General features: G+C 60.9%; 19 protein-coding genes. 9 read left to right on the top strand and 10 right to left on the bottom strand.

Annotation, left to right across the window (positions count from 1 at the left end; translation table 11 throughout):
• Positions 1-20 precede the first annotated feature (20 nt).
• Entirely contained in the window at positions 21-977 is a 957-nt protein-coding gene (locus AC27VU_RS14915; protein ID WP_488724340.1) for a putative 2-dehydropantoate 2-reductase, read from the bottom strand.
• Complete coding sequence (locus AC27VU_RS14910; protein WP_051018104.1) at positions 978-1,364, bottom strand: thioredoxin family protein; 387 nt, start codon at positions 1,362-1,364, stop codon at positions 978-980.
• Between AC27VU_RS14910 and AC27VU_RS14905 the strand changes: the two genes are divergently transcribed.
• Positions 1,363-1,806, top strand: coding sequence for a PilZ domain-containing protein (locus tag AC27VU_RS14905; RefSeq protein ID WP_007964792.1), 444 nt, complete (start codon positions 1,363-1,365; stop codon positions 1,804-1,806). The genes AC27VU_RS14910 and AC27VU_RS14905 overlap by 2 nt on opposite strands.
• A gap of 129 nt (positions 1,807-1,935) precedes the next feature.
• Positions 1,936-3,012 (top strand): 3-deoxy-7-phosphoheptulonate synthase, encoded by a 1,077-nt coding sequence (locus tag AC27VU_RS14900; RefSeq protein ID WP_003226802.1) that lies wholly within the window; start codon positions 1,936-1,938, stop codon positions 3,010-3,012.
• Between the two features lie 62 nt (positions 3,013-3,074).
• Here the strand turns inward: AC27VU_RS14900 and AC27VU_RS14895 are convergent, their stop codons facing one another.
• Complete coding sequence (locus AC27VU_RS14895; protein WP_003226804.1) at positions 3,075-3,356, bottom strand: GNAT family N-acetyltransferase; 282 nt, start codon at positions 3,354-3,356, stop codon at positions 3,075-3,077.
• A gap of 635 nt (positions 3,357-3,991) precedes the next feature.
• Here AC27VU_RS14895 and oprI point away from each other — a divergent pair.
• The gene (gene oprI, locus AC27VU_RS14890) at positions 3,992-4,243 is read left to right on the top strand and encodes an outer membrane lipoprotei OprI (protein WP_003199355.1); all 252 of its coding nucleotides are present in this window, start codon (positions 3,992-3,994) and stop codon (positions 4,241-4,243) included.
• A gap of 123 nt (positions 4,244-4,366) precedes the next feature.
• On the opposite strand, the gene AC27VU_RS14885 is transcribed toward oprI, so the two are convergent.
• The 3 genes from AC27VU_RS14885 to AC27VU_RS14875 form a co-directional block, all read right to left on the bottom strand.
• Positions 4,367-5,338 carry a L,D-transpeptidase family protein gene (locus AC27VU_RS14885; protein ID WP_262142622.1) on the bottom strand — a complete coding sequence of 324 codons (972 nt, stop codon included), beginning with the start codon at positions 5,336-5,338 and terminating at the stop codon, positions 4,367-4,369.
• Positions 5,339-5,553: 215 nt separating this feature from the next.
• Positions 5,554-5,847 (bottom strand): hypothetical protein, encoded by a 294-nt coding sequence (locus AC27VU_RS14880; RefSeq protein WP_003226812.1) that lies wholly within the window; start codon positions 5,845-5,847, stop codon positions 5,554-5,556.
• Between the two features lie 57 nt (positions 5,848-5,904).
• The gene (locus AC27VU_RS14875; protein WP_400497546.1) at positions 5,905-6,510 is read right to left on the bottom strand and encodes an arylesterase; all 606 of its coding nucleotides are present in this window, start codon (positions 6,508-6,510) and stop codon (positions 5,905-5,907) included.
• A gap of 10 nt (positions 6,511-6,520) precedes the next feature.
• On the opposite strand from AC27VU_RS14875, the gene AC27VU_RS14870 reads away from it, so the two are divergent.
• The 3 genes from AC27VU_RS14870 to greB are packed head-to-tail and all read left to right on the top strand — an operon-like array spanning position 6,521 to position 10,240.
• Positions 6,521-7,204: an ABC transporter ATP-binding protein gene (locus AC27VU_RS14870; RefSeq protein WP_103483839.1), complete on the top strand. Its 684-nt coding sequence runs from the start codon at positions 6,521-6,523 to the stop codon at positions 7,202-7,204.
• On the top strand, positions 7,204-9,708 hold the full coding sequence (locus tag AC27VU_RS14865; protein WP_488724339.1) for an ABC transporter permease: 2,505 nt from the start codon (positions 7,204-7,206) through the stop codon (positions 9,706-9,708). The genes AC27VU_RS14870 and AC27VU_RS14865 overlap by 1 nt, the downstream gene beginning before the upstream one ends.
• Before the next feature lie 34 nt (positions 9,709-9,742).
• Positions 9,743-10,240 carry a transcription elongation factor GreB gene (gene greB, locus AC27VU_RS14860; RefSeq protein WP_007964774.1) on the top strand — a complete coding sequence of 166 codons (498 nt, stop codon included), beginning with the start codon at positions 9,743-9,745 and terminating at the stop codon, positions 10,238-10,240.
• A 5-nt stretch (positions 10,241-10,245) separates the two neighbouring features.
• Here the strand turns inward: greB and AC27VU_RS14855 are convergent, their stop codons facing one another.
• From AC27VU_RS14855 to AC27VU_RS14845, 3 genes are all read right to left on the bottom strand, one after another.
• Complete coding sequence (locus AC27VU_RS14855) at positions 10,246-10,554, bottom strand: hypothetical protein (RefSeq protein ID WP_103483841.1); 309 nt, start codon at positions 10,552-10,554, stop codon at positions 10,246-10,248.
• 248 nt (positions 10,555-10,802) lie between these two features.
• Positions 10,803-11,237 carry a DoxX family protein gene (locus AC27VU_RS14850; protein ID WP_003226822.1) on the bottom strand — a complete coding sequence of 145 codons (435 nt, stop codon included), beginning with the start codon at positions 11,235-11,237 and terminating at the stop codon, positions 10,803-10,805.
• A 106-nt stretch (positions 11,238-11,343) separates the two neighbouring features.
• Positions 11,344-12,765: an MltF family protein gene (locus AC27VU_RS14845; RefSeq protein ID WP_488724338.1), complete on the bottom strand. Its 1,422-nt coding sequence runs from the start codon at positions 12,763-12,765 to the stop codon at positions 11,344-11,346.
• Between the two features lie 239 nt (positions 12,766-13,004).
• Between AC27VU_RS14845 and AC27VU_RS14840 the strand changes: the two genes are divergently transcribed.
• The 3 genes from AC27VU_RS14840 (at position 13,005) to AC27VU_RS14830 (ending at position 16,085) form a co-directional block, all read left to right on the top strand.
• Positions 13,005-13,811 (top strand): TatD family hydrolase, encoded by an 807-nt coding sequence (locus AC27VU_RS14840; protein ID WP_473017827.1) that lies wholly within the window; start codon positions 13,005-13,007, stop codon positions 13,809-13,811.
• A gap of 213 nt (positions 13,812-14,024) precedes the next feature.
• On the top strand, positions 14,025-15,506 hold the full coding sequence (locus AC27VU_RS14835; RefSeq protein WP_003226828.1) for a methyl-accepting chemotaxis protein: 1,482 nt from the start codon (positions 14,025-14,027) through the stop codon (positions 15,504-15,506).
• A gap of 213 nt (positions 15,507-15,719) precedes the next feature.
• A complete protein-coding gene (locus AC27VU_RS14830; protein WP_003226831.1) occupies positions 15,720-16,085 on the top strand; it encodes an Mpo1-like protein in 366 nt (121 codons plus the stop codon).
• A 1-nt stretch (position 16,086) separates the two neighbouring features.
• Here the strand turns inward: AC27VU_RS14830 and AC27VU_RS14825 are convergent, their stop codons facing one another.
• The gene (locus AC27VU_RS14825) at positions 16,087-16,881 is read right to left on the bottom strand and encodes an acyl-CoA thioesterase (RefSeq protein ID WP_488724337.1); all 795 of its coding nucleotides are present in this window, start codon (positions 16,879-16,881) and stop codon (positions 16,087-16,089) included.
• Between the last annotated feature and the right edge of the window lie 150 nt (positions 16,882-17,031).

Here is a 17,031-nt window from a genome sequence, read left to right as displayed (position 1 = left end):
CACTCCCCCAGAAAACCGACTCAGGTGTTGCGTCGGTCGATGAAACTCAACGTGCGATACAGCGCCTCGATCCGCGGCAATTCGAACCCCACGGCTTTGGCGGCAGCCAGTGGCCGGGCATAAATTGCCTCCAGTTCCAGCGGCCGTTTGTGCAGGAAATCGTGGTACATGCTCGGCCAGTAGTCGGGCATTTTCTCCGTCATCATGAACAGGTACTCGGCGTAACCGGGCGGCATGTCGTGACCACAGGCCTTGGCGCCCTGCACCACTTCGGCCATCAACGCCTGAATCAGCGCGCGACTGTCCGCGTCGGCCATCAGCGGCGTGGTGCCGGCACCGAGCAGCACCGAGAGACCGTTATAGGGAATATTCCAGACCAGTTTCTGCCAGCGTGCCTGTTGCAGATTGGGCATCGCCTGCGAATCGATACCGGCCGCGCGGAACAGACTGGCGCCCTCCTCGACCAGCGCCAGGCGCGCCGCGTCGCCTGCCGCCGGGCCACTGTGATAACCAATGTTCACCGCCCCCAGTGCCTGATGGGTGATGTGCCCGGGACCTTCGCGATGCACGCAGATCAGACACAGGCCACCGAGCAGATGCAGGGAGTCGGGCAGCAACTCGCGCAGGCTGTCTTCGACGTCCAGACCGTTTTGCAGCACCAGCACTTTCGCGCCGGGCCTGGCCGCGGCAATGATCGCCGGGGCCAGACCGGCACTGCTGGTGGTCTTGGCGCCGACCAGCAACCAGTCGCAGGCCGGCATGTCCTCGGCCTTGGCATAGGCTTGCACCGGGTTCAGCGTCAGCGTGCCATGCACGGCACTGTCCACCTGCAAACCACGTTCGGCCACTGCGGCGAATTCACTGCGCAGTAAAAAGTGCACATCGAAACCGGCCCGCGCCAGCATCAAACCGTAGAACCCGCCAATTGCACCGGTGCCGATAATCCCGATCACCGGTTTGCTGTCTGCTCCCACCATCTATGGCAACTCCTCTGCAATTCGACCCAGCGCCTGCGCCACTGCTGCGTTCAGCGCATCGGCGGTCAGGCGCGTGTGCAATGCTCCAAAGAACTCGCCGTCGCGCACCACAAACAACGCCGGCAAATGAAAGACCTGATAACGCTCCACCAACCCGCCGTTGTTGCCAGCATCGATCCAGCACAGGCGATCCACCGCCAGCTCGAACCCGGGCAAAACCTCTCTGGCATAGCGGCAGCTGGAACAGCCGACACTGGTGAAAATCACCAGCGAAACGCCGCTCATCGCCAGCAACCGCTGGTCGGCGTCGAAATCGGTCAGCTCGGATTCGACCACTATACTGGGGGAAACAATGTCAAATGGCCGACACAGGGAGTCTGTGCTCATGGGACGTTTCATTCCTCATCCGGACGAAGTGCCGGTTGAATTAACCTTGCTCAAGCCCGAGTGTATTTCCAGGCAACAGCTGCACACTATCAGCCTCGGCGGGATCGCTTGCAATTATCACCGCGCGTGGCGCCACGGCACGGCGCTGCAAGTGCGCATGCCGACACTCAATGCCGACATCTGTTATCCGGGCTATGTCGCGTGGTGTTTGCGGCGCAAGAAGGGCTATCTGGTGGGGATCGCGTTCACCGATGAGCAGACGCTGTTCAGCGCCCGAATGGGCGAACAGGTGTGCCAGATCGAGCGTTATTGCCGCATGAACGAGGCCCACGACGATCTGCAGGATATCCAGGCGCTGGCCCTGCAATGGGTCGAACAACACGCCGACGAGTTCTCCCACGATAGCGTGCGCAAGGCTTTTGCCCAGCCAGTGCTGGATTAAAGCGGTGCTTGCCCATTGTCGAGCCGCGTCTGACGCGCTAAGGTTCGGCTCCCCGACGCGCTTAAATCTGCTGTGCTCCGCCGCGCGGGGATCGCTGGCGGCCGGCACCCGTGACCTGACGAGTAAACGATGGCTGATTTACCGATCAACGACCTAAACGTCGCCTCTAACGAGACCCTGATCACTCCCGATCAGCTCAAGCGTGATATCCCTCTGAGCGATGCTGCACTGCGCACCGTCACCAAGGGCCGCGAAGTCATTCGCAACATTCTTGATGGCACCGACCACCGTCTGTTCGTAGTGATCGGCCCGTGCTCGATCCACGATATCAAGGCTGCCCACGAATACGCCGATCGCCTCAAGGTGCTGGCGGAGGAAGTCTCCGACACCCTGTATCTGGTCATGCGCGTGTATTTCGAGAAGCCACGGACCACCGTCGGCTGGAAAGGCCTGATCAACGATCCGTACCTGGATGACTCGTTCAAGATTCAGGACGGCCTGCACATCGGTCGCCAGTTGCTGCTGGACCTGGCCGAGAAAGGCCTGCCAACCGCCACCGAAGCCCTCGACCCGATCTCCCCGCAGTACCTGCAGGACCTGATCAGCTGGTCGGCCATCGGCGCGCGTACCACCGAATCGCAGACCCACCGTGAAATGGCTTCCGGCCTGTCCTCGGCTGTCGGCTTCAAGAACGGCACTGATGGCGGCCTGACCGTGGCGATCAATGCCCTGCAGTCGGTTTCCAGCCCGCACCGCTTCCTGGGGATCAACCAGGAAGGTGGCGTGTCGATCGTCACCACCAAGGGCAACGCCTACGGTCACGTGGTGCTGCGTGGCGGCAACGGCAAGCCGAACTACGATTCGGTCAGCGTCGCCCTGTGCGAGCAGGCGCTGAACAAGGCGAAGATCAAACCGAACATCATGGTCGATTGCAGCCACGCCAACTCCAACAAGGACCCGGCCCTGCAACCGCTGGTGATGGAGAACGTCGCCAACCAGATCCTCGAAGGCAACCAGTCGATCATCGGCCTGATGGTCGAGAGTCACCTGAACTGGGGCTGCCAGGCGATCCCGAAAGACCTCGCCGACCTGCAATACGGCGTGTCGATCACCGATGCCTGCATCGACTGGTCCGCCACCGAGAACACCCTGCGCAGCATGCACGCCAAGCTCAAGGATGTTCTGCCGAAACGTCAGCGCAGCTGATCAGCGTTTCACAGGCATAAAAAAACGCCGGGCATTGCCCGGCGTTTTTGTGTGCGTGCGATTCAGATCTTGGCGGCGCGACGCTGATGACGTTCCATGTAGCGCTCGACGTAGGAGCACGACGGGATCACCGTGTAGCCCATTTCTTCGGCGTACTGCAGCGCACTTTCGGTCAGCGCAGCTGCAATGCCTCGACCGCGCAGGGCGTTGGGCACGAAGGTGCGATAGATATCCAGGGTCTGTTTCCCCAGATCCATATAGGTCAGGTAGGCACGATGACCGTCCACATTGGTCTCGAACTGATGACCAGCCTGGTCATGGTGGATGGACAACGCCTCGCTCATCACTACTCCTCGCGGGTCTTGAATTCTGACCCCTACCTTACCGATGTTTTTCCGGCGAAGGAACATCTACGCCACCCCGTGCCTGATGGACACCGAGAAAAACCACACCGATCTCGCGCAACCGAGCACGTGATAAATAGTAGGCACCATTGGCGAAAATGCTCAAGGTGCGCTCGTCATCGTGCTCGTTGACCGGGTGACTCCGATGGACGCAGCGGCGGGCGCGGGGAAGATCTTCCCGAAGCGCTCACCGGAACATTGCCGAATGTCGAGACTTAAGACGCAGCCTCTTCTTTAAAGTCACCTCAAGAGCGACAAAGATATGTGAGGCATCATGCAAAATCGGAACAAAAGTGTAGACGAATTCATCTAGGCAGACTTGGTGCAAGACGCAGAAACAGCACCGGGCCAAGGGAACTTTTTCTCATTAACACGCTCAAGCCGGGGCTTGCAGCTGGATATTTTTTATACAGCCCAGTTAAAAGTTGCTCGAAAAAGAATCAGCGCCTACAATTTTTTTTGCTTCTTGCGTTAGGTCAGTTTACTTACTACAAGTAATGGGTAGTATGTACGCCGGCTATTTCCTCAATCGGAGGAGAAAGCCACTTAATTGAAAGTCCTTGAAGGGGAACACGATGAACAACGTTCTGAAATTCTCTGCTCTGGCTCTGGCCGCAGTTCTGGCTACCGGTTGCAGCAGCGCATCGAAAGAAACCGAAGCACGTCTGACCGCTACTGAAGACGCAGCTGCTCGCTCCCAGGCTCGTGCAGACGAAGCTTACCGTAAAGCTGATGAAGCTCTGGCTGCTGCTCAAAAAGCACAACAGACTGCTGACGAAGCTAACGAGCGTGCTCTGCGCATGCTGGACAAAGCTAGCCGCAAGTAATAATCCCTCGGGATTGTTATCAAGCCGACCCATTTTTTGGGTCGGCTTTTTTATGGCCGGTACTTTTGTCCGGGCAATAAAAAACCCGCCGACGCTTCACGCATCGGCGGGTCTGGATCGAACTTACTGCTGCAGGTCGATCGGTGTGCTCGAAACCATCGGCGCTGCCGCACCCGGCGTACCGATTTCGGTAGGCAAGCCGTCTTCAGCCGCGACTACATCGCGCACCACATCCCAATTCACCCGCACGTTATTGGCAATATCCTCACGCTTGAGCAGCGCATTGATGACCGCCGTGTGCTTGTCGACCACCGACGGGTTGCCCTTGTCATCGATCGGCGTGTGCGCTTCGAGATACACCTTGCCGCCACTGCGACCGAACTTGTACGCGTCGTTGAGAATGCGCACCGAGGTACCGACCGGCACCATTGCAGCCATTTCCAGCACGTTGTTGTTGAACATGCGGAAGCAACCATGGCTGGTGCGCATGCCGATGCCGAACTTCTTGTTCGAACCGTGGATCAGGTAACCCGGCGTGCCGAGACTGAACTTGAACGGGCCCAGCGGGTTGTCAGGACCGGCCGGCACTACGTTCGGCAGCGGATCACCATCAGCAGCGTGTTCGGCCTTGATCGACGCCGGAGGCGTCCAGGTCGGGTTCGGTGTCTTCGCGGTGATGGTGGTATGCGCGATCGGCGACCCCCAACCTTCACGCCCGATCCCCAGCGGGAAGGTGTACACCACGTTCCGGCCTTTCGGGTAGTAGTAGAGGCGGTACTCGGCGAGGTTGATCACGATGCCTTCACGCGGACCCGGCGGCAGAATGAAGCGGGTCGGCAGGACGATTTCGGTACCGGCGCCCGGCAACCAGGCGTCAACGCCCGGGTTGGCCGCGACCATTTCCGAATAACCCAGATCGTAGGTGGTGCCCAGGTCAGCGAAGGTATCTTCGTACTTGGCCTTGATCACCTGCACCTGGCCGATGATGTCCTCACCGGGTGGTGGCAGGGGAAACTCCAATGCAGCAACGGGACCGGCCACACACAGGGCGGCAAGTGACAGGCAGCGGGTGACGGCAGGAAAGCGCGGCAACATCCGGAAAATCCTTCGCATGATCAACAAGGGTATAAGAGCGCGATTGTACACCGCACCCAAGGCATTCGGGGAGACCACCCTGCTGCAGGCGACAAGGTGCTTTGGGTGAGAGCGGGCTTGCTCGCGAATGCGGCGTGTCAGGCAAGGCATTCGTTGAATGAGACACCGCATTCGCGAGCAAGCCCGCTCCCACAAGGGATTTCTGACCGGGCAGATCAGAGCTCGAAACGCAACTCTGGCCAGATCGGCGAGGTGCCACGCTTCTGCGACTCAAGGATCGCCCGGCACAACGAACACAGGCGCTGATCCTGGAACACCCGGCGATCCACACTCGACCAGCGCGGTTGTGCCGGCAGCAGACTGCCACACAACGTGCGGTCTGCCGAGCCACCGAGTTCCAGTTGACGGGTCACCAGATGCACCCGCACTTCCTGGCAGGCGAACAGATCCAGCTGTTCGTCAGGCTCGATCAGTTGGTAGGCAAACAGGGACCAGGCAGGACGCGGCATCGGGGGCTCCAAATAAGGGGGCGCCACATTAGCCGAAAGCCTGCCACTAGAAAAGCCTCATAACAGCGGTTTTAGCGTCGGCCAGACATTTTCCAGCAACTTGCCCTGAGCCCCGGCTGCCGGGTGCAGACCATCGGCTTGCATCAGATCGGGATGCCCGCCCACGCCGTCGAGGAAAAACGGCACCAGCGGGATCTTTTTCTCGTCCGCAACGTTGCCATAGACCTCGGCGAAGGCATCGGTGTAACGCTTGCCGTAGTTGGGCGGTAATTGCATGCCCAGCAGCAGCACCTTGGCGCCGCTCTGACGCGAGCTGTCGATCATCGCCGCAAGGTTTTGTTGCAATTGCGTTGGCGGCATTCCGCGCAGGCCATCATTGCCCCCAAGCTCGAGGATCACCAGTTCCGGCTTGTGCTCTGCAAGCAGCGCCGGCAGGCGTGCCTGGCCTCCGGCACTGGTGTCGCCACTGATGGAGGCATTGACCACTTTGTCGTCAAAACCCTCCTGCTTGAGCCGTTGCTCGAGCAGCGATACCCACCCCAGGCGGGTATCCAGTCCGAAACCGGCGCTGATACTATCGCCAACGATCAGGACAGTACCCGCCGCTGCGTTCTGGGCCATGCACATCAAGGCCAGGCCAGCACTCAAAAACCAAACACGCATCGGATTCTCCATGGGCGCAAGCATTCTCACCGCGAAGAACCTCAGCAAAGTGGTTCCCAGCGCGGAAGGTGAACTGACTATCCTGCACGAACTCAGCCTGGAACTGAACAAGGGCGACAGCCTGGCCATCGTCGGCGCGTCCGGTTCCGGCAAATCCACCCTGCTCGGCCTGCTCGCCGGCCTCGACCTGCCAAGCAGCGGCGAAGTCATCCTCGCCGGGCAATCCCTGGGCAACCTCGACGAAGACCAGCGCGCGCGCATCCGTGCCGAACACGTGGGGTTCGTCTTTCAGTCATTCCAGTTGCTCGACAGCCTCAACGCGCTGGAAAACGTCATGCTGCCGCTGGAACTCGATGGCCGCAAAGACGCCCGTGAGCGCGCTACTGAACTGCTGCAACGGGTCGGCCTCGGTCAGCGCCTGACGCACTCGCCGCGCCAGCTCTCCGGTGGCGAGCAACAGCGCGTGGCGATTGCCCGGGCCTTCGCTGCCGAGCCGGACGTGCTGTTCGCCGACGAACCTACCGGCAACCTCGACAGCCACACCGGCGAGCGCATCAGCGATTTGCTCTTTGAATTGAACAAGGAGCGCGGCACCACCCTGGTGCTGGTGACCCACGACGAACGCCTGGCCCATCGCTGCCGGCGCCTGATCCGACTTGAAGCCGGGCTGCTGGTCGCCCCTCTGGAGCCTTGATGGCACGTCTGCCGCTGTTGCGTCTATTCAGTCTCGCGCTACGTCAACTCATGCGCGATGCCCGCGCCGGGGAATTGCGAGTGTTGTTTTTCGCGCTGGTGGTGGCGGTCGCGGCGAGTACCGCCATCGGCTACTTCGGCGCCCGCCTCAACGGCGCAATGATGCTGCGCGCCACCGAGTTCCTTGGCGCCGACCTGGTGCTTGAGGGCAGCTCGCCGGCCCGCGACGAACAGATCCGCAGCGGCACCGAGCTGCGCTTGAATCATGCGCAGGTGGTGGAATTTTCCAGCGTAATCGCCACTGACAACGGCATTCAGTTATCGAGCATCAAAGCCGTCGACCGCGCCTACCCACTGCGCGGCGAACTGAAAAGCGCCCCGGCCCCGTTTGCCGTTGAAACGTCAGGCGGCGAACCGCAACCCGGTGAGGCCTGGGTCGAAGCACGTCTGCTGACCGCCCTGGATCTGAAGATCGGCGACAGCATCGACGTCGGCATGAAAACCCTGAAGCTGACCCGCGTGCTGACCTACGAACCGGATCGCGCCGGCAACTTCTACAGCCTCACGCCTCGGGTGATGATCAACCTCGACGACCTCGCGGCCACCGGCGTGGTGCAGCCCGGTAGCCGCGTGAGCTACCGCGAGTTGTGGCGCGGTGAGCCGCAGGCGCTGGAGACCTACCGGCAATTGATCAAACCGGGGTTGGCGGCCAACCAGCGAATCGAAGATGCGCGCGACGGCAATCGGCAGATTGGCGGTGCACTGGGCAAGGCCGAGCGTTATCTGAACATGGCCAGTCTGGTCGCGGTGTTGCTCGCCGGCGTTGCAGTCGCGTTATCGGCCAACCGCTTCGCCAGCCGCCGCTTCGATGCCAGTGCGCTGTTGCGCTGCCTCGGGCTATCGCGCCGGGAAACGATGGCGCTGTTCAGTATTCAGCTGACCGTGCTCGGCCTGTTCGCCGCCCTCAGTGGTGCCGTGCTCGGCTGGCTGGCGCAACTGGGACTGTTCGCTCTGTTGCATGATCTGCTACCCGCCGATGTGCCACCGGGCGGCCTGTTTCCGGCACTCGCCGGGATCGGCACCGGGCTGGTGGCACTGGCCGGTTTCGCCCTGCCACCGCTTGCCGCGCTGGGCCGGGTGCCACCGCTGCGCGTATTGCGTCGCGACATGCTGCCGATTCCGTCGAGTACCTGGATGGTTTATGGCGCAGCGCTGGGTGCGCTGGGCCTGATCATGTGGCGCCTGAGTCTGGATCTGTTGCTGACTTTCGCCCTGCTGGGCGGTGGTGTGGTCGCTGCGCTGCTATTGGGAGGCTTGCTGCTGTTGTTGCTCAACAGCCTGCGGCGGATGCTCGCCCGTGCGCCTCTGCCGTGGCGCCTCGGTCTGGGTCAGTTGCTGCGTCATCCGCTGGCGGCGGCCGGGCAAGCGCTGGCGTTCGGGTTGATCCTGCTGTCGATGGCACTGATCGCTCTGCTGCGCGGTGAATTGCTCGACACCTGGCAAAACCAGTTGCCGAAAAACGCCCCCAACTACTTCGCCCTGAACATCCTGCCGGCGGACAAACAGGCCTTCACCGATCATTTGATCAAGGTGTCCGCACAAGCGGCGCCCCTGTACCCGGTGGTGCCGGGACGGCTGATCAGCATCAATGGCGAACCGGTGCAGCAGATCGTCAGCAAGGATTCGGCCGGCGACCGCGCGGTGCAGCGTGACTTGAGCCTGACCTGGGCGGCTGACCTTCCGGCCGGCAACAAGCTCACCGCCGGTACCTGGTGGACCGAGCAACCCTCGGATGACGTGCCTGGCGTTTCAGTTGAAGGCAAAGTCGCCGAAAGCCTCAAGCTCAAACTCGGCGATCACATGGTGTTCAGCGTGGGCGGAGTCAATCGTGAAGCGAAAGTCACCAGCCTGCGCGAGATCAACTGGGACAACTTCCAGCCGAACTTCTTCATGATCTTCCAGCCCGGCACCCTGAAGGATCTGCCGGCAACCTACCTGACCAGTTTTTATCTGGCACCCGGTCACGATCAGCAGATCGTCGAGCTGTCGCGGGCATTTCCGGCAGTGACCATTCTTCAGGTTGAAGCCTTGCTGGAACAACTGCGCAGCATCCTCGCCCAGGTCACCCTGGCGGTGGAATATGTTTTGTTGTTCGTATTGGCGGCGGGGATGGCGGTGCTGTTCTCCGGCTTGCAGGCAACCCTGGATGAACGCATTCGCCAAGGCGCGTTGTTACGCGCGCTGGGCGCGCAACGGCAGTTGCTGGTCAAGGCCCGGCGCATCGAGTTCGGCTTGCTCGGGGCGGTCAGCGGTTTGCTGGCAGCCATTGGGTCGGAGGTGGTGAGCCTGGTGCTGTATCGCTATGCGTTCGATCTGCCGTGGCATCCACATCCATGGTTGCTGGTGCTGCCATTGATCGGCGCCGTACTGATTGGTGGTGCGGGTGTATTCGGCACACGCCGGGCGTTGAATGCGAGTCCGCTGACAGTCCTGCGCGAGGGTTGATAGACTCCTGTCTTCGTCACCACAAGAAGCTGCCATGAGCCGTTATCGCCCTCCCCGCACCGCCGGCACCGCGCTGATCACCCCTGAAGGTGAAGCGCGGATGCGCGCCGAATTCCATGAGCTGTGGCATGTGCGCCGCCCGCAGGTGACGCAAGCGGTCAGCGAGGCAGCGGCGCAGGGTGATCGCTCGGAAAACGCCGAGTACACCTATGGCAAGAAAATGCTGCGCGAGATCGACAGCCGCGTGCGTTTTCTTACCAAGCGGCTCGAAGCATTGAAGGTCGTCAGCGAAAAACCCAGCGATCCGAACAAGGTCTACTTCGGTGCATGGGTGACCATCGAGGACGAAGACGGCAAGCAGTCGCGCTACCGTATCGTCGGCCCGGATGAGCTGGATCTGAAACTCGGTCTGATCAGCATCGACTCGCCGCTGGCCCGCGCCTTGATCGGCAAGGCGCTGGACGCCGAAGTCCGGGTACAGACGCCAACCGGTGAGCAGTTTGTCTATATCGTGGCGATCGACTATCCCTGAGCGTTTCAGCGGCGGGTGATCAAACCCTGCCGCGCGACGCGAACCAGTTGCTTGATCATTTCCGGGGCATCTTCCTGGGTCGGTGCCTGAATCACTGCCAGATCAAAACTGTCACTGGCAAACCGCGCCAGCGACTCGCCGTCTTCAACGAACTGGATCAGGAACGCGGCAGGACCGCCGCTGCGACGTGGCCAGCCATCGAGATAACGCAACAGCGTCGGCTGATGTTTGCCGCCAAGCAGGATTTTTGGGTTGCGCTGGGTGATATGAGCCGTGATCGGCGCGGGACGTGCTGGAGGGCGTAGTGCATTCATCGTGTCGTGTCTCTGCCTCAAAAGTCTGCATGGCAGGTGAGAGGCAACACCGAACCAGCGCTTTAGCGGTATTTCGAAGCCCTGTTCCGGCTTCTGACGGCAACTGTAGAAGTCACCTGGCGCCCCGCAAGTAGCTGTTTAAATCGGCGCATGAGCAACATCCTAGAGAACGTGACCGATGAGTGTCAAGAATCGGCCGCAACAAAAAAGGCCCGCACAATGCGGGCCTTTTGCTGGAGCCAGAGCGCTCAACCGGCGATGGCGCGATCCACCGACAGTTTGCCGGCGCCTTCGATCATCACCGCAAGACTGCCACCCAGCAGCGCCAGAGCAAATTCGTAACCGTTGTTGGCCATGAACAGACCGTTGCTGATGTGAACGGTGAAGATCGCCACCAGCGACAGGAAGGTCAGACCCAGCGCCGCCGGACGCACCAGCAGGCCGATGATCAGCGCCAGACCGGCAAAGAACTCGGTGCCGCCGGCCAGCGTGGCCATCAGGTAACCCGGGTGCAGACCAAGGCTGTCCATGTACTGCGCAGTCCCCGCCAGACCGTAACCACCAAACAGACCAAACAGCTTTTGCGAACCGTGGGCAGCGAAGATCACGCCAACAGCGATACGCAGAATGGTCAGGCCGTAACCGGCGCGGGTGAACAGTACCTTGTTGATCAGAGAGCTCATGTGGGTCATTCCTTTTGGAGAAGTGTGTGTTGGTTGGCCGCCATATTAATCAGTTAATCTCATGTTAAAAGCGGAAATATTCCACCATATCAATCGATTTATTTGATTATTTGCGTGAGGCTACTTTCTGTCCCCGGGACTCCAACGACTCCCGCTCCCGGTCGAACGCCAGGTAATACTTGTTCACGCTATTAACATAGCTGACCGGCCCCATGCCCACCTGCTCCATGGCGATGCGCTCGACCTGAAAGAACCACTGGTTCGGATTCAGCCCGCGCCGCCGTGCCTCGGCGCGCATGCCTTGCACACGCTCCGGGCCGATGTTGTAGGCCGCCAGGGTGAACGCCATGCGCTCACGCTCATTGAGTTTCGGACTGTTGAAAAACTTGCGACGGATCATCGCCAGGTACTTGGCCCCGGCCTGCACATTCGCATCGAGATTCTGGATGTTGTTCACCCCGACCCGCTGCGCGGCGGACGGCGTGATCTGCATCAGCCCGGTCGGCCCACTGCCGCTGCGGGCGCTGGGTTGCAGGGCCGATTCCTTGAAGGCCAGCGCCGCCAGATTCAGCCAGTCCATGCTCTGCGCGTCGGCGTGTTTTTGCAGGGTCGGGCGCAGTTTTTCCAGACGCTGACGATCAGCCTTGGCCAACGGATAGTGCACTTGGTAAAGGCGCCGATAGATCCGCAGAAACTCGGCATCCTCGTTCGCCGGTTTCTTGTAGCCGACCAGGAAGCGATCAATGCTTGCCCGCAGCATCGAGGCATCACGGCGCACAAACCAGTATTCCTCACCCGGCTCGCTGATCATCAATTGCCGATCGAAACGCAGCTTGGGCAGGATCTTGCCCCAGCGCTCGGCGATCGGTTGCTCGACGATGGTCAGATGAAAAATCCCGCCCTGCACCATCTCCAGCACGTCCTCGACCGCCAGGGTCGGATCGACCCATTCGATCTTGATCGGTGCCAGTTTGCGCAGCGCCAGTTTCTGATTGAGCTGGCTGACCGCCTCCCCCGCCGCACTGCCGGTCGGCAAGGCCAGGGTCTTGCCGGAAAGCTGCTCGACCTTGGTGTAGCGACGCTCGCCCTTGATGCCGACCAGCACCAGCGGCACGTTGCTGGCGATCGGCTCGCTGCTGGCCACCGCGTGGCCGGGTTGCAGATCGAGCAGTTCGCCGGGCGCGACCAGATCACCTTCGCCGCGCTGCAACGCGCCGAGCAGTTGATCCTTGGCTTTGGGAATGATCTTGAGGGTGACTTCCTGGCCATCGCGGGCGTGGCCATTGAGGTATTGCTCGAAGGCGCGCAGGCGATGGTATTCGACACCGATGGCCTGGCCCTGGACTTCACCGGAGCTGTTGCGGCTCTGGTTGACCAGCACGCGCAACACGCGACTGCTGCGTATCTCCGACAAGTCGCGGACCTTGGCGGCCGGCACGGCTTGCAGTGGCCCGGGCAAGCGCGCAACCGCCGTTATCGGCAGCAGCAGCGACGCACACAACAGGAGCAAAACCGAGGGACGATGCATCCACTCTCCGGAAAGAATACGGGGGCGTTTTCTAACCGCTGAACGGTTGAAATCGCCGACGAAAACAGAGCGCCTGGAGCGCTGACAAAGTGCAAGAGACTGGCACGAGGATGGCATTTGCGCCAACCCGAGCAGTCTCGCGGCATCAAAAGACAGCTATAACTCGTTGTAGTTCTTGGCTTTTCTTATGAATCTACAGCTCTGGTATGCTTTCCGGCCTTCGGCCCGAGGTAGCAACCATGCAACTCATCGATATCGGCGTCAACCTGACCAACCCAAGTTTCGCCGAAAAACATCAGGCCGTGCTCGACCGCGCCTACGCTGCCGGGGTCTGCCAACTGGTGCTGACCGGCACCAGCGTCGAGGGCAGCGAACAGGCGCTGGAGCTGTGCCGGCAACTGGATCAAAGCGGCCAGCGCCTGTTCGCTACCGCCGGCATTCACCCGCATTCGGCCAGTGACTGGAACGCTGACAGCGCGCGCCGTTTGCGCAGTCTGCTGCAAGAAGCAAACGTGGTCGCCGTGGGCGAATGCGGGCTGGATTTCAACCGGGATTTCTCGCCGCGTCCGCAGCAGGAAAAAGTCCTCGAAGAACATCTGGCGCTGGCCGCAGAACTGCAGTTACCGGTGTTCCTGCACGAGCGTGACGCCAGTCAGCGTCTGCTGGAAATCCTCAGGGACTTCCGCGATCAATTGCCCGCCGCCGTGGTGCACTGCTTTACCGGCGAGCAAAAAGCCTTGTTCAGTTACCTGGATCTAGACCTGCACATCGGCATCACCGGCTGGATCTGCGACGAGCGACGGGGCACGCACCTGCATCCGCTGGTCAAGGAGATCAAGCGCGGACGGCTGATGCTCGAAAGCGACGCGCCGTACCTGCTGCCCCGCACCTTGCGCCCAAAGCCGAAGAACGGGCGTAATGAACCGGCTTATCTGACCGAAGTGCTGCGCGAAGTGGCGCTGCATCGTGGCGAAGCCGAGGAAGATCTGGCAGCACATACCACAGCGTGTGCCCGCGCATTCTTCAACCTGCCCACCCTGCCCTGATACACCTCAAATCCCATTGTGGGAGCGGGCTTGCTCGCGAAGGCGGTGTGTCAGTCATTGTTAATTAACTGAACCACCGCATTCGCGAGCAAGCCCGCTCCCACAGGGGGATCAGCGTAGAACCTGTTGACCCATATCAACATCCCGATATCTGCATAGCGGCACAATACTGGCACCTTGCCAAAACTGTTTCCGCTATCAGAGAAGACCTCCATGGGTGCCTGGCTTAGCAATATCTCGCTGAAATACAAATTCTGGGCGGTCAATGCGGTCGCTTTCGTCACCACCCTGCTGCTGGTGCTGTACGCCGTGCAACTCGAGCAGCAGGCCCGCAGCCAAGCCTCACAAGCGTCTGCTCAGGCTCAGGCGCAATTGCTCAAGGCCTGGCCGGCCGGGCAGGCGTTGCCCAAGGCTGACCAGGTGCTGACGTTCAAACGCGGTGAAGCGCCGCGCCTCAACGACCAACCTGTGCTGGAGATCAGCGAAAGCAACGGCTGGAACGAGATCAATCATCTGCCGCTGTTCGGCAACAACCCGCTGATGGGTGCCGAAGTGTTCAGTCGCGCCGACGGCCAGCAAGTCGCGGTCATTGCCTATGGCCCAAGCCTGGCGCAAGTGTTCAGCGAGCGTTTTGCCAACTACGCCGTGGCGGTGTTCATCCTGATGTTCGCCATGCTTTGCGCCTCACAGCTGCTGATCCGTTTCCTGCTCAGCCAGCTCAACACGCTGAAAGACGTGATGCTGCACGTCGAAAAAAGCGGTGACCTCTCGGCCCGCGTACCTCTGGCCTGCAAGGACGAAGTCGGGCAGATGGCCAATGCGTTCAACGCGATGCAGGCCGGTTATCAGCGCGTGGTCACCACCGTCGCCAACACCGCGCGGCAACTGGACGTCGGTGCCGCACGTCTGGCGGCGAGCATGAACGACGTGCGCCACGGCATGCTCGGTCAACAGAGCGAGACCGATCAGGCCGCCACCGCGATCAACGAAATGACCGCCACGGTTTATCACATCGCGCAGCACGCCGGTGCCACTCGCGACCTGTCGCAAACCGCCGACAGTCTGGCCGGGAGCGGCCAGCAAGTGGTCAGCCGCGTGCAGCAGTCGATTGCCGGACTCTCCAGCGGCGTGCAGCAAACCGCCGAGATGATTCAGCGTCTGGCCGAGGACAGCCAGAAAATCAACGGTGTGGTCAGCGTGATTCACAGCATCGCCGAGCAGACCAATCTGCTGGCGCTGAACGCCGCCATCGAAGCGGCCCGCGCCGGCGAGATGGGCCGCGGTTTTGCGGTGGTCGCCGATGAGGTGCGCAACCTCGCCAAGCGCGTGCAGACCTCCACCGATGAAATCACCACCATGGTCTCGGCACTGCAGGCCGGCACGCGCGATGCGGTGGACTTCATGCAGGAGAGTTCGTACAAGGCCGACGACTGCGTGCAGCAGGCGCAGGAAGCCGGTGAAGCGCTGGCGGAAATCACTGGCGCCGTGGCGCAGATGCGCGAGAGCAACACGCAGATTGCGGTGGCGGCGGAGCAGCAGAGTCAGGTCGCGGAAGAGATGAATCGGGCGGTGGTGAGCATTCGTGATGTGACCGAGAATACCGTGCAGCAGACCGTGGATTCGGCGACCACCAGTAATGAGTTGGCGACGTTGGCCGGGGAGCTCAACAAGGCTATTGGTCAGTTGAAACTCTGACGACGCCTTCGCGAGCAAGCTCGCTCCCACAGGGAATCTGTGGCGTACACCAATCCCCTGTGGGAGCGAGCTTGCTCGCGAAGGCGTCAACCGGGTCAACATCGAATCCGGCGATGACGCCTATCATCGCCATAGCCAACCTTGATTCGCCGCCCCACCCGCCCCGGCCTATTCTCCAACCATGTGTTCAACATGGATCGAGGAGTAGCAAACATGGGCAAACGTCATCCCAACCTTCCCGCGTGGCAATGGCGCGCGTACCCGAACAATCACCAGCATCCGACCAATCTGGTGTTGCACCTGATTGCCGTACCGTTGTTCATCGTCGCGTTTCTGTTGATCGTCTCTGGCGTGTTCAGCCTGAGTCTGGCCAGTGTCGCCATCGGCGTGATCGGTATTGTTGCGGCGCTGGCTTTGCAGCGCCACGGCCACAGCCTGGAGGCGCAAGCCTCCGAGCCGTTCAGCGACCGCCAGGATGCAGTGTCACGCTTGCTGGTCGAACAGTTCCTGACCTTTCCGCGGTTCTTGCTCAGCGGTGGCTGGTGGCGCGCCTGGCGGGAGCGGCACCGTCGGCATTGATTCAGGCAAAAATCGTTACGGTCTGACGACTCATGGCGATCAACTCCCCGTCCGCACTCCACAGCTTGGCGGCGACATGGCCGTAACCGTCGGCGGCGTACTCGATGTCTGCCAGGTATTTGCACCAGTCCAGGGTGCTCAAATCGCCTAATGGCTGAACGAATTCAATGGTCCAGGTCAGCGTGCTGCCCGGTGCCGGCTTCTTCAGATACGGCAACAATGCCGGTGGCCATGCATCCACCAGTGCCAACAGATGCGCCTCATTGACCGGCTCTTCCTTCACATCGCCACGCAAACGCACCCAACCGCCCATCTGCCGCGATTTATTGCCGGTGAACGGCATGCCGCCGACACTCCAGCGCATCGACAGATGCCGCATGAACTCCGGGGTCACGCCTTTGATATAGGGCAACTCCTGGCATTCATCCCAGTGTTTCATTTCAGCAGCGGGATAGGCCTCAACCGCCACTTCCGAGGGCCGCGAAGCGCCGAAACTGCCCTGCACGATCGTTACCACCTGACCGTTCTGCATGGCCCGCCCCAGCACTTGGCTGACTGCTTTGCCTTCGCGCAACACATCGACTTCGAAACTCACCGGTACTTCCGGCTCGACCGGGCCGACAAAGGTGATCGCCAGCGAACGCACCGGGCGCTCGGCTGGCACTTTCGCGCGCATGGCTTCGTATTGCAGCGCCGCGACCAGGCCACCAAAACTGGCCCGACCCTGGCCCCACTCGGCGGGAATGGTCAGTTCTGGATCGCGACGGACCGCGTCGAGCAGATCGGAAAAGCGCATGACAACCTCAGCAAGCGAAAATTGAATGCTGCGATCTTAACCAGCATGAGAGAGCGCCGCAGCGTCTATTCCGGTCAAATGGACTGACAGAAAGGCCTTAAGGTCAGGAAGATATTCGAATGTGGGAGCGGGGGTGGGGGGGGGAGGGGG

It is taken from the genome of Pseudomonas sp. 14P5.3.2, assembly GCF_057799175.1.
Note: the sequence above shows the minus strand (reverse complement) of the source record. Positions and strands in the feature narration are given on the sequence as shown.

Coding starts and splice junctions, on each gene's coding strand:
- AC27VU_RS14825 (WP_488724337.1), bottom strand. CDS start 16,881: ATGCGCTTTTCCGATCTGCTCGACGCGGTCCGTCGCGATCCAGAACTG.
- oprI (WP_003199355.1), top strand. CDS start 3,992: ATGAACAACGTTCTGAAATTCTCTGCTCTGGCTCTGGCCGCAGTTCTG.
- AC27VU_RS14850 (WP_003226822.1), bottom strand. CDS start 11,237: ATGAGCTCTCTGATCAACAAGGTACTGTTCACCCGCGCCGGTTACGGC.
- AC27VU_RS14880 (WP_003226812.1), bottom strand. CDS start 5,847: ATGCCGCGTCCTGCCTGGTCCCTGTTTGCCTACCAACTGATCGAGCCT.
- AC27VU_RS14895 (WP_003226804.1), bottom strand. CDS start 3,356: ATGAGCGAGGCGTTGTCCATCCACCATGACCAGGCTGGTCATCAGTTC.
- AC27VU_RS14845 (WP_488724338.1), bottom strand. CDS start 12,765: ATGCATCGTCCCTCGGTTTTGCTCCTGTTGTGTGCGTCGCTGCTGCTG.
- AC27VU_RS14910 (WP_051018104.1), bottom strand. CDS start 1,364: ATGAGCACAGACTCCCTGTGTCGGCCATTTGACATTGTTTCCCCCAGT.
- AC27VU_RS14855 (WP_103483841.1), bottom strand. CDS start 10,554: ATGAATGCACTACGCCCTCCAGCACGTCCCGCGCCGATCACGGCTCAT.
- AC27VU_RS14835 (WP_003226828.1), top strand. CDS start 14,025: ATGGGTGCCTGGCTTAGCAATATCTCGCTGAAATACAAATTCTGGGCG.
- AC27VU_RS14865 (WP_488724339.1), top strand. CDS start 7,204: ATGGCACGTCTGCCGCTGTTGCGTCTATTCAGTCTCGCGCTACGTCAA.
- AC27VU_RS14870 (WP_103483839.1), top strand. CDS start 6,521: ATGGGCGCAAGCATTCTCACCGCGAAGAACCTCAGCAAAGTGGTTCCC.
- AC27VU_RS14840 (WP_473017827.1), top strand. CDS start 13,005: ATGCAACTCATCGATATCGGCGTCAACCTGACCAACCCAAGTTTCGCC.
- AC27VU_RS14905 (WP_007964792.1), top strand. CDS start 1,363: ATGGGACGTTTCATTCCTCATCCGGACGAAGTGCCGGTTGAATTAACC.
- AC27VU_RS14885 (WP_262142622.1), bottom strand. CDS start 5,338: ATGTTGCCGCGCTTTCCTGCCGTCACCCGCTGCCTGTCACTTGCCGCC.
- AC27VU_RS14915 (WP_488724340.1), bottom strand. CDS start 977: ATGGTGGGAGCAGACAGCAAACCGGTGATCGGGATTATCGGCACCGGT.
- AC27VU_RS14900 (WP_003226802.1), top strand. CDS start 1,936: ATGGCTGATTTACCGATCAACGACCTAAACGTCGCCTCTAACGAGACC.
- AC27VU_RS14830 (WP_003226831.1), top strand. CDS start 15,720: ATGGGCAAACGTCATCCCAACCTTCCCGCGTGGCAATGGCGCGCGTAC.
- greB (WP_007964774.1), top strand. CDS start 9,743: ATGAGCCGTTATCGCCCTCCCCGCACCGCCGGCACCGCGCTGATCACC.
- AC27VU_RS14875 (WP_400497546.1), bottom strand. CDS start 6,510: ATGCGTGTTTGGTTTTTGAGTGCTGGCCTGGCCTTGATGTGCATGGCC.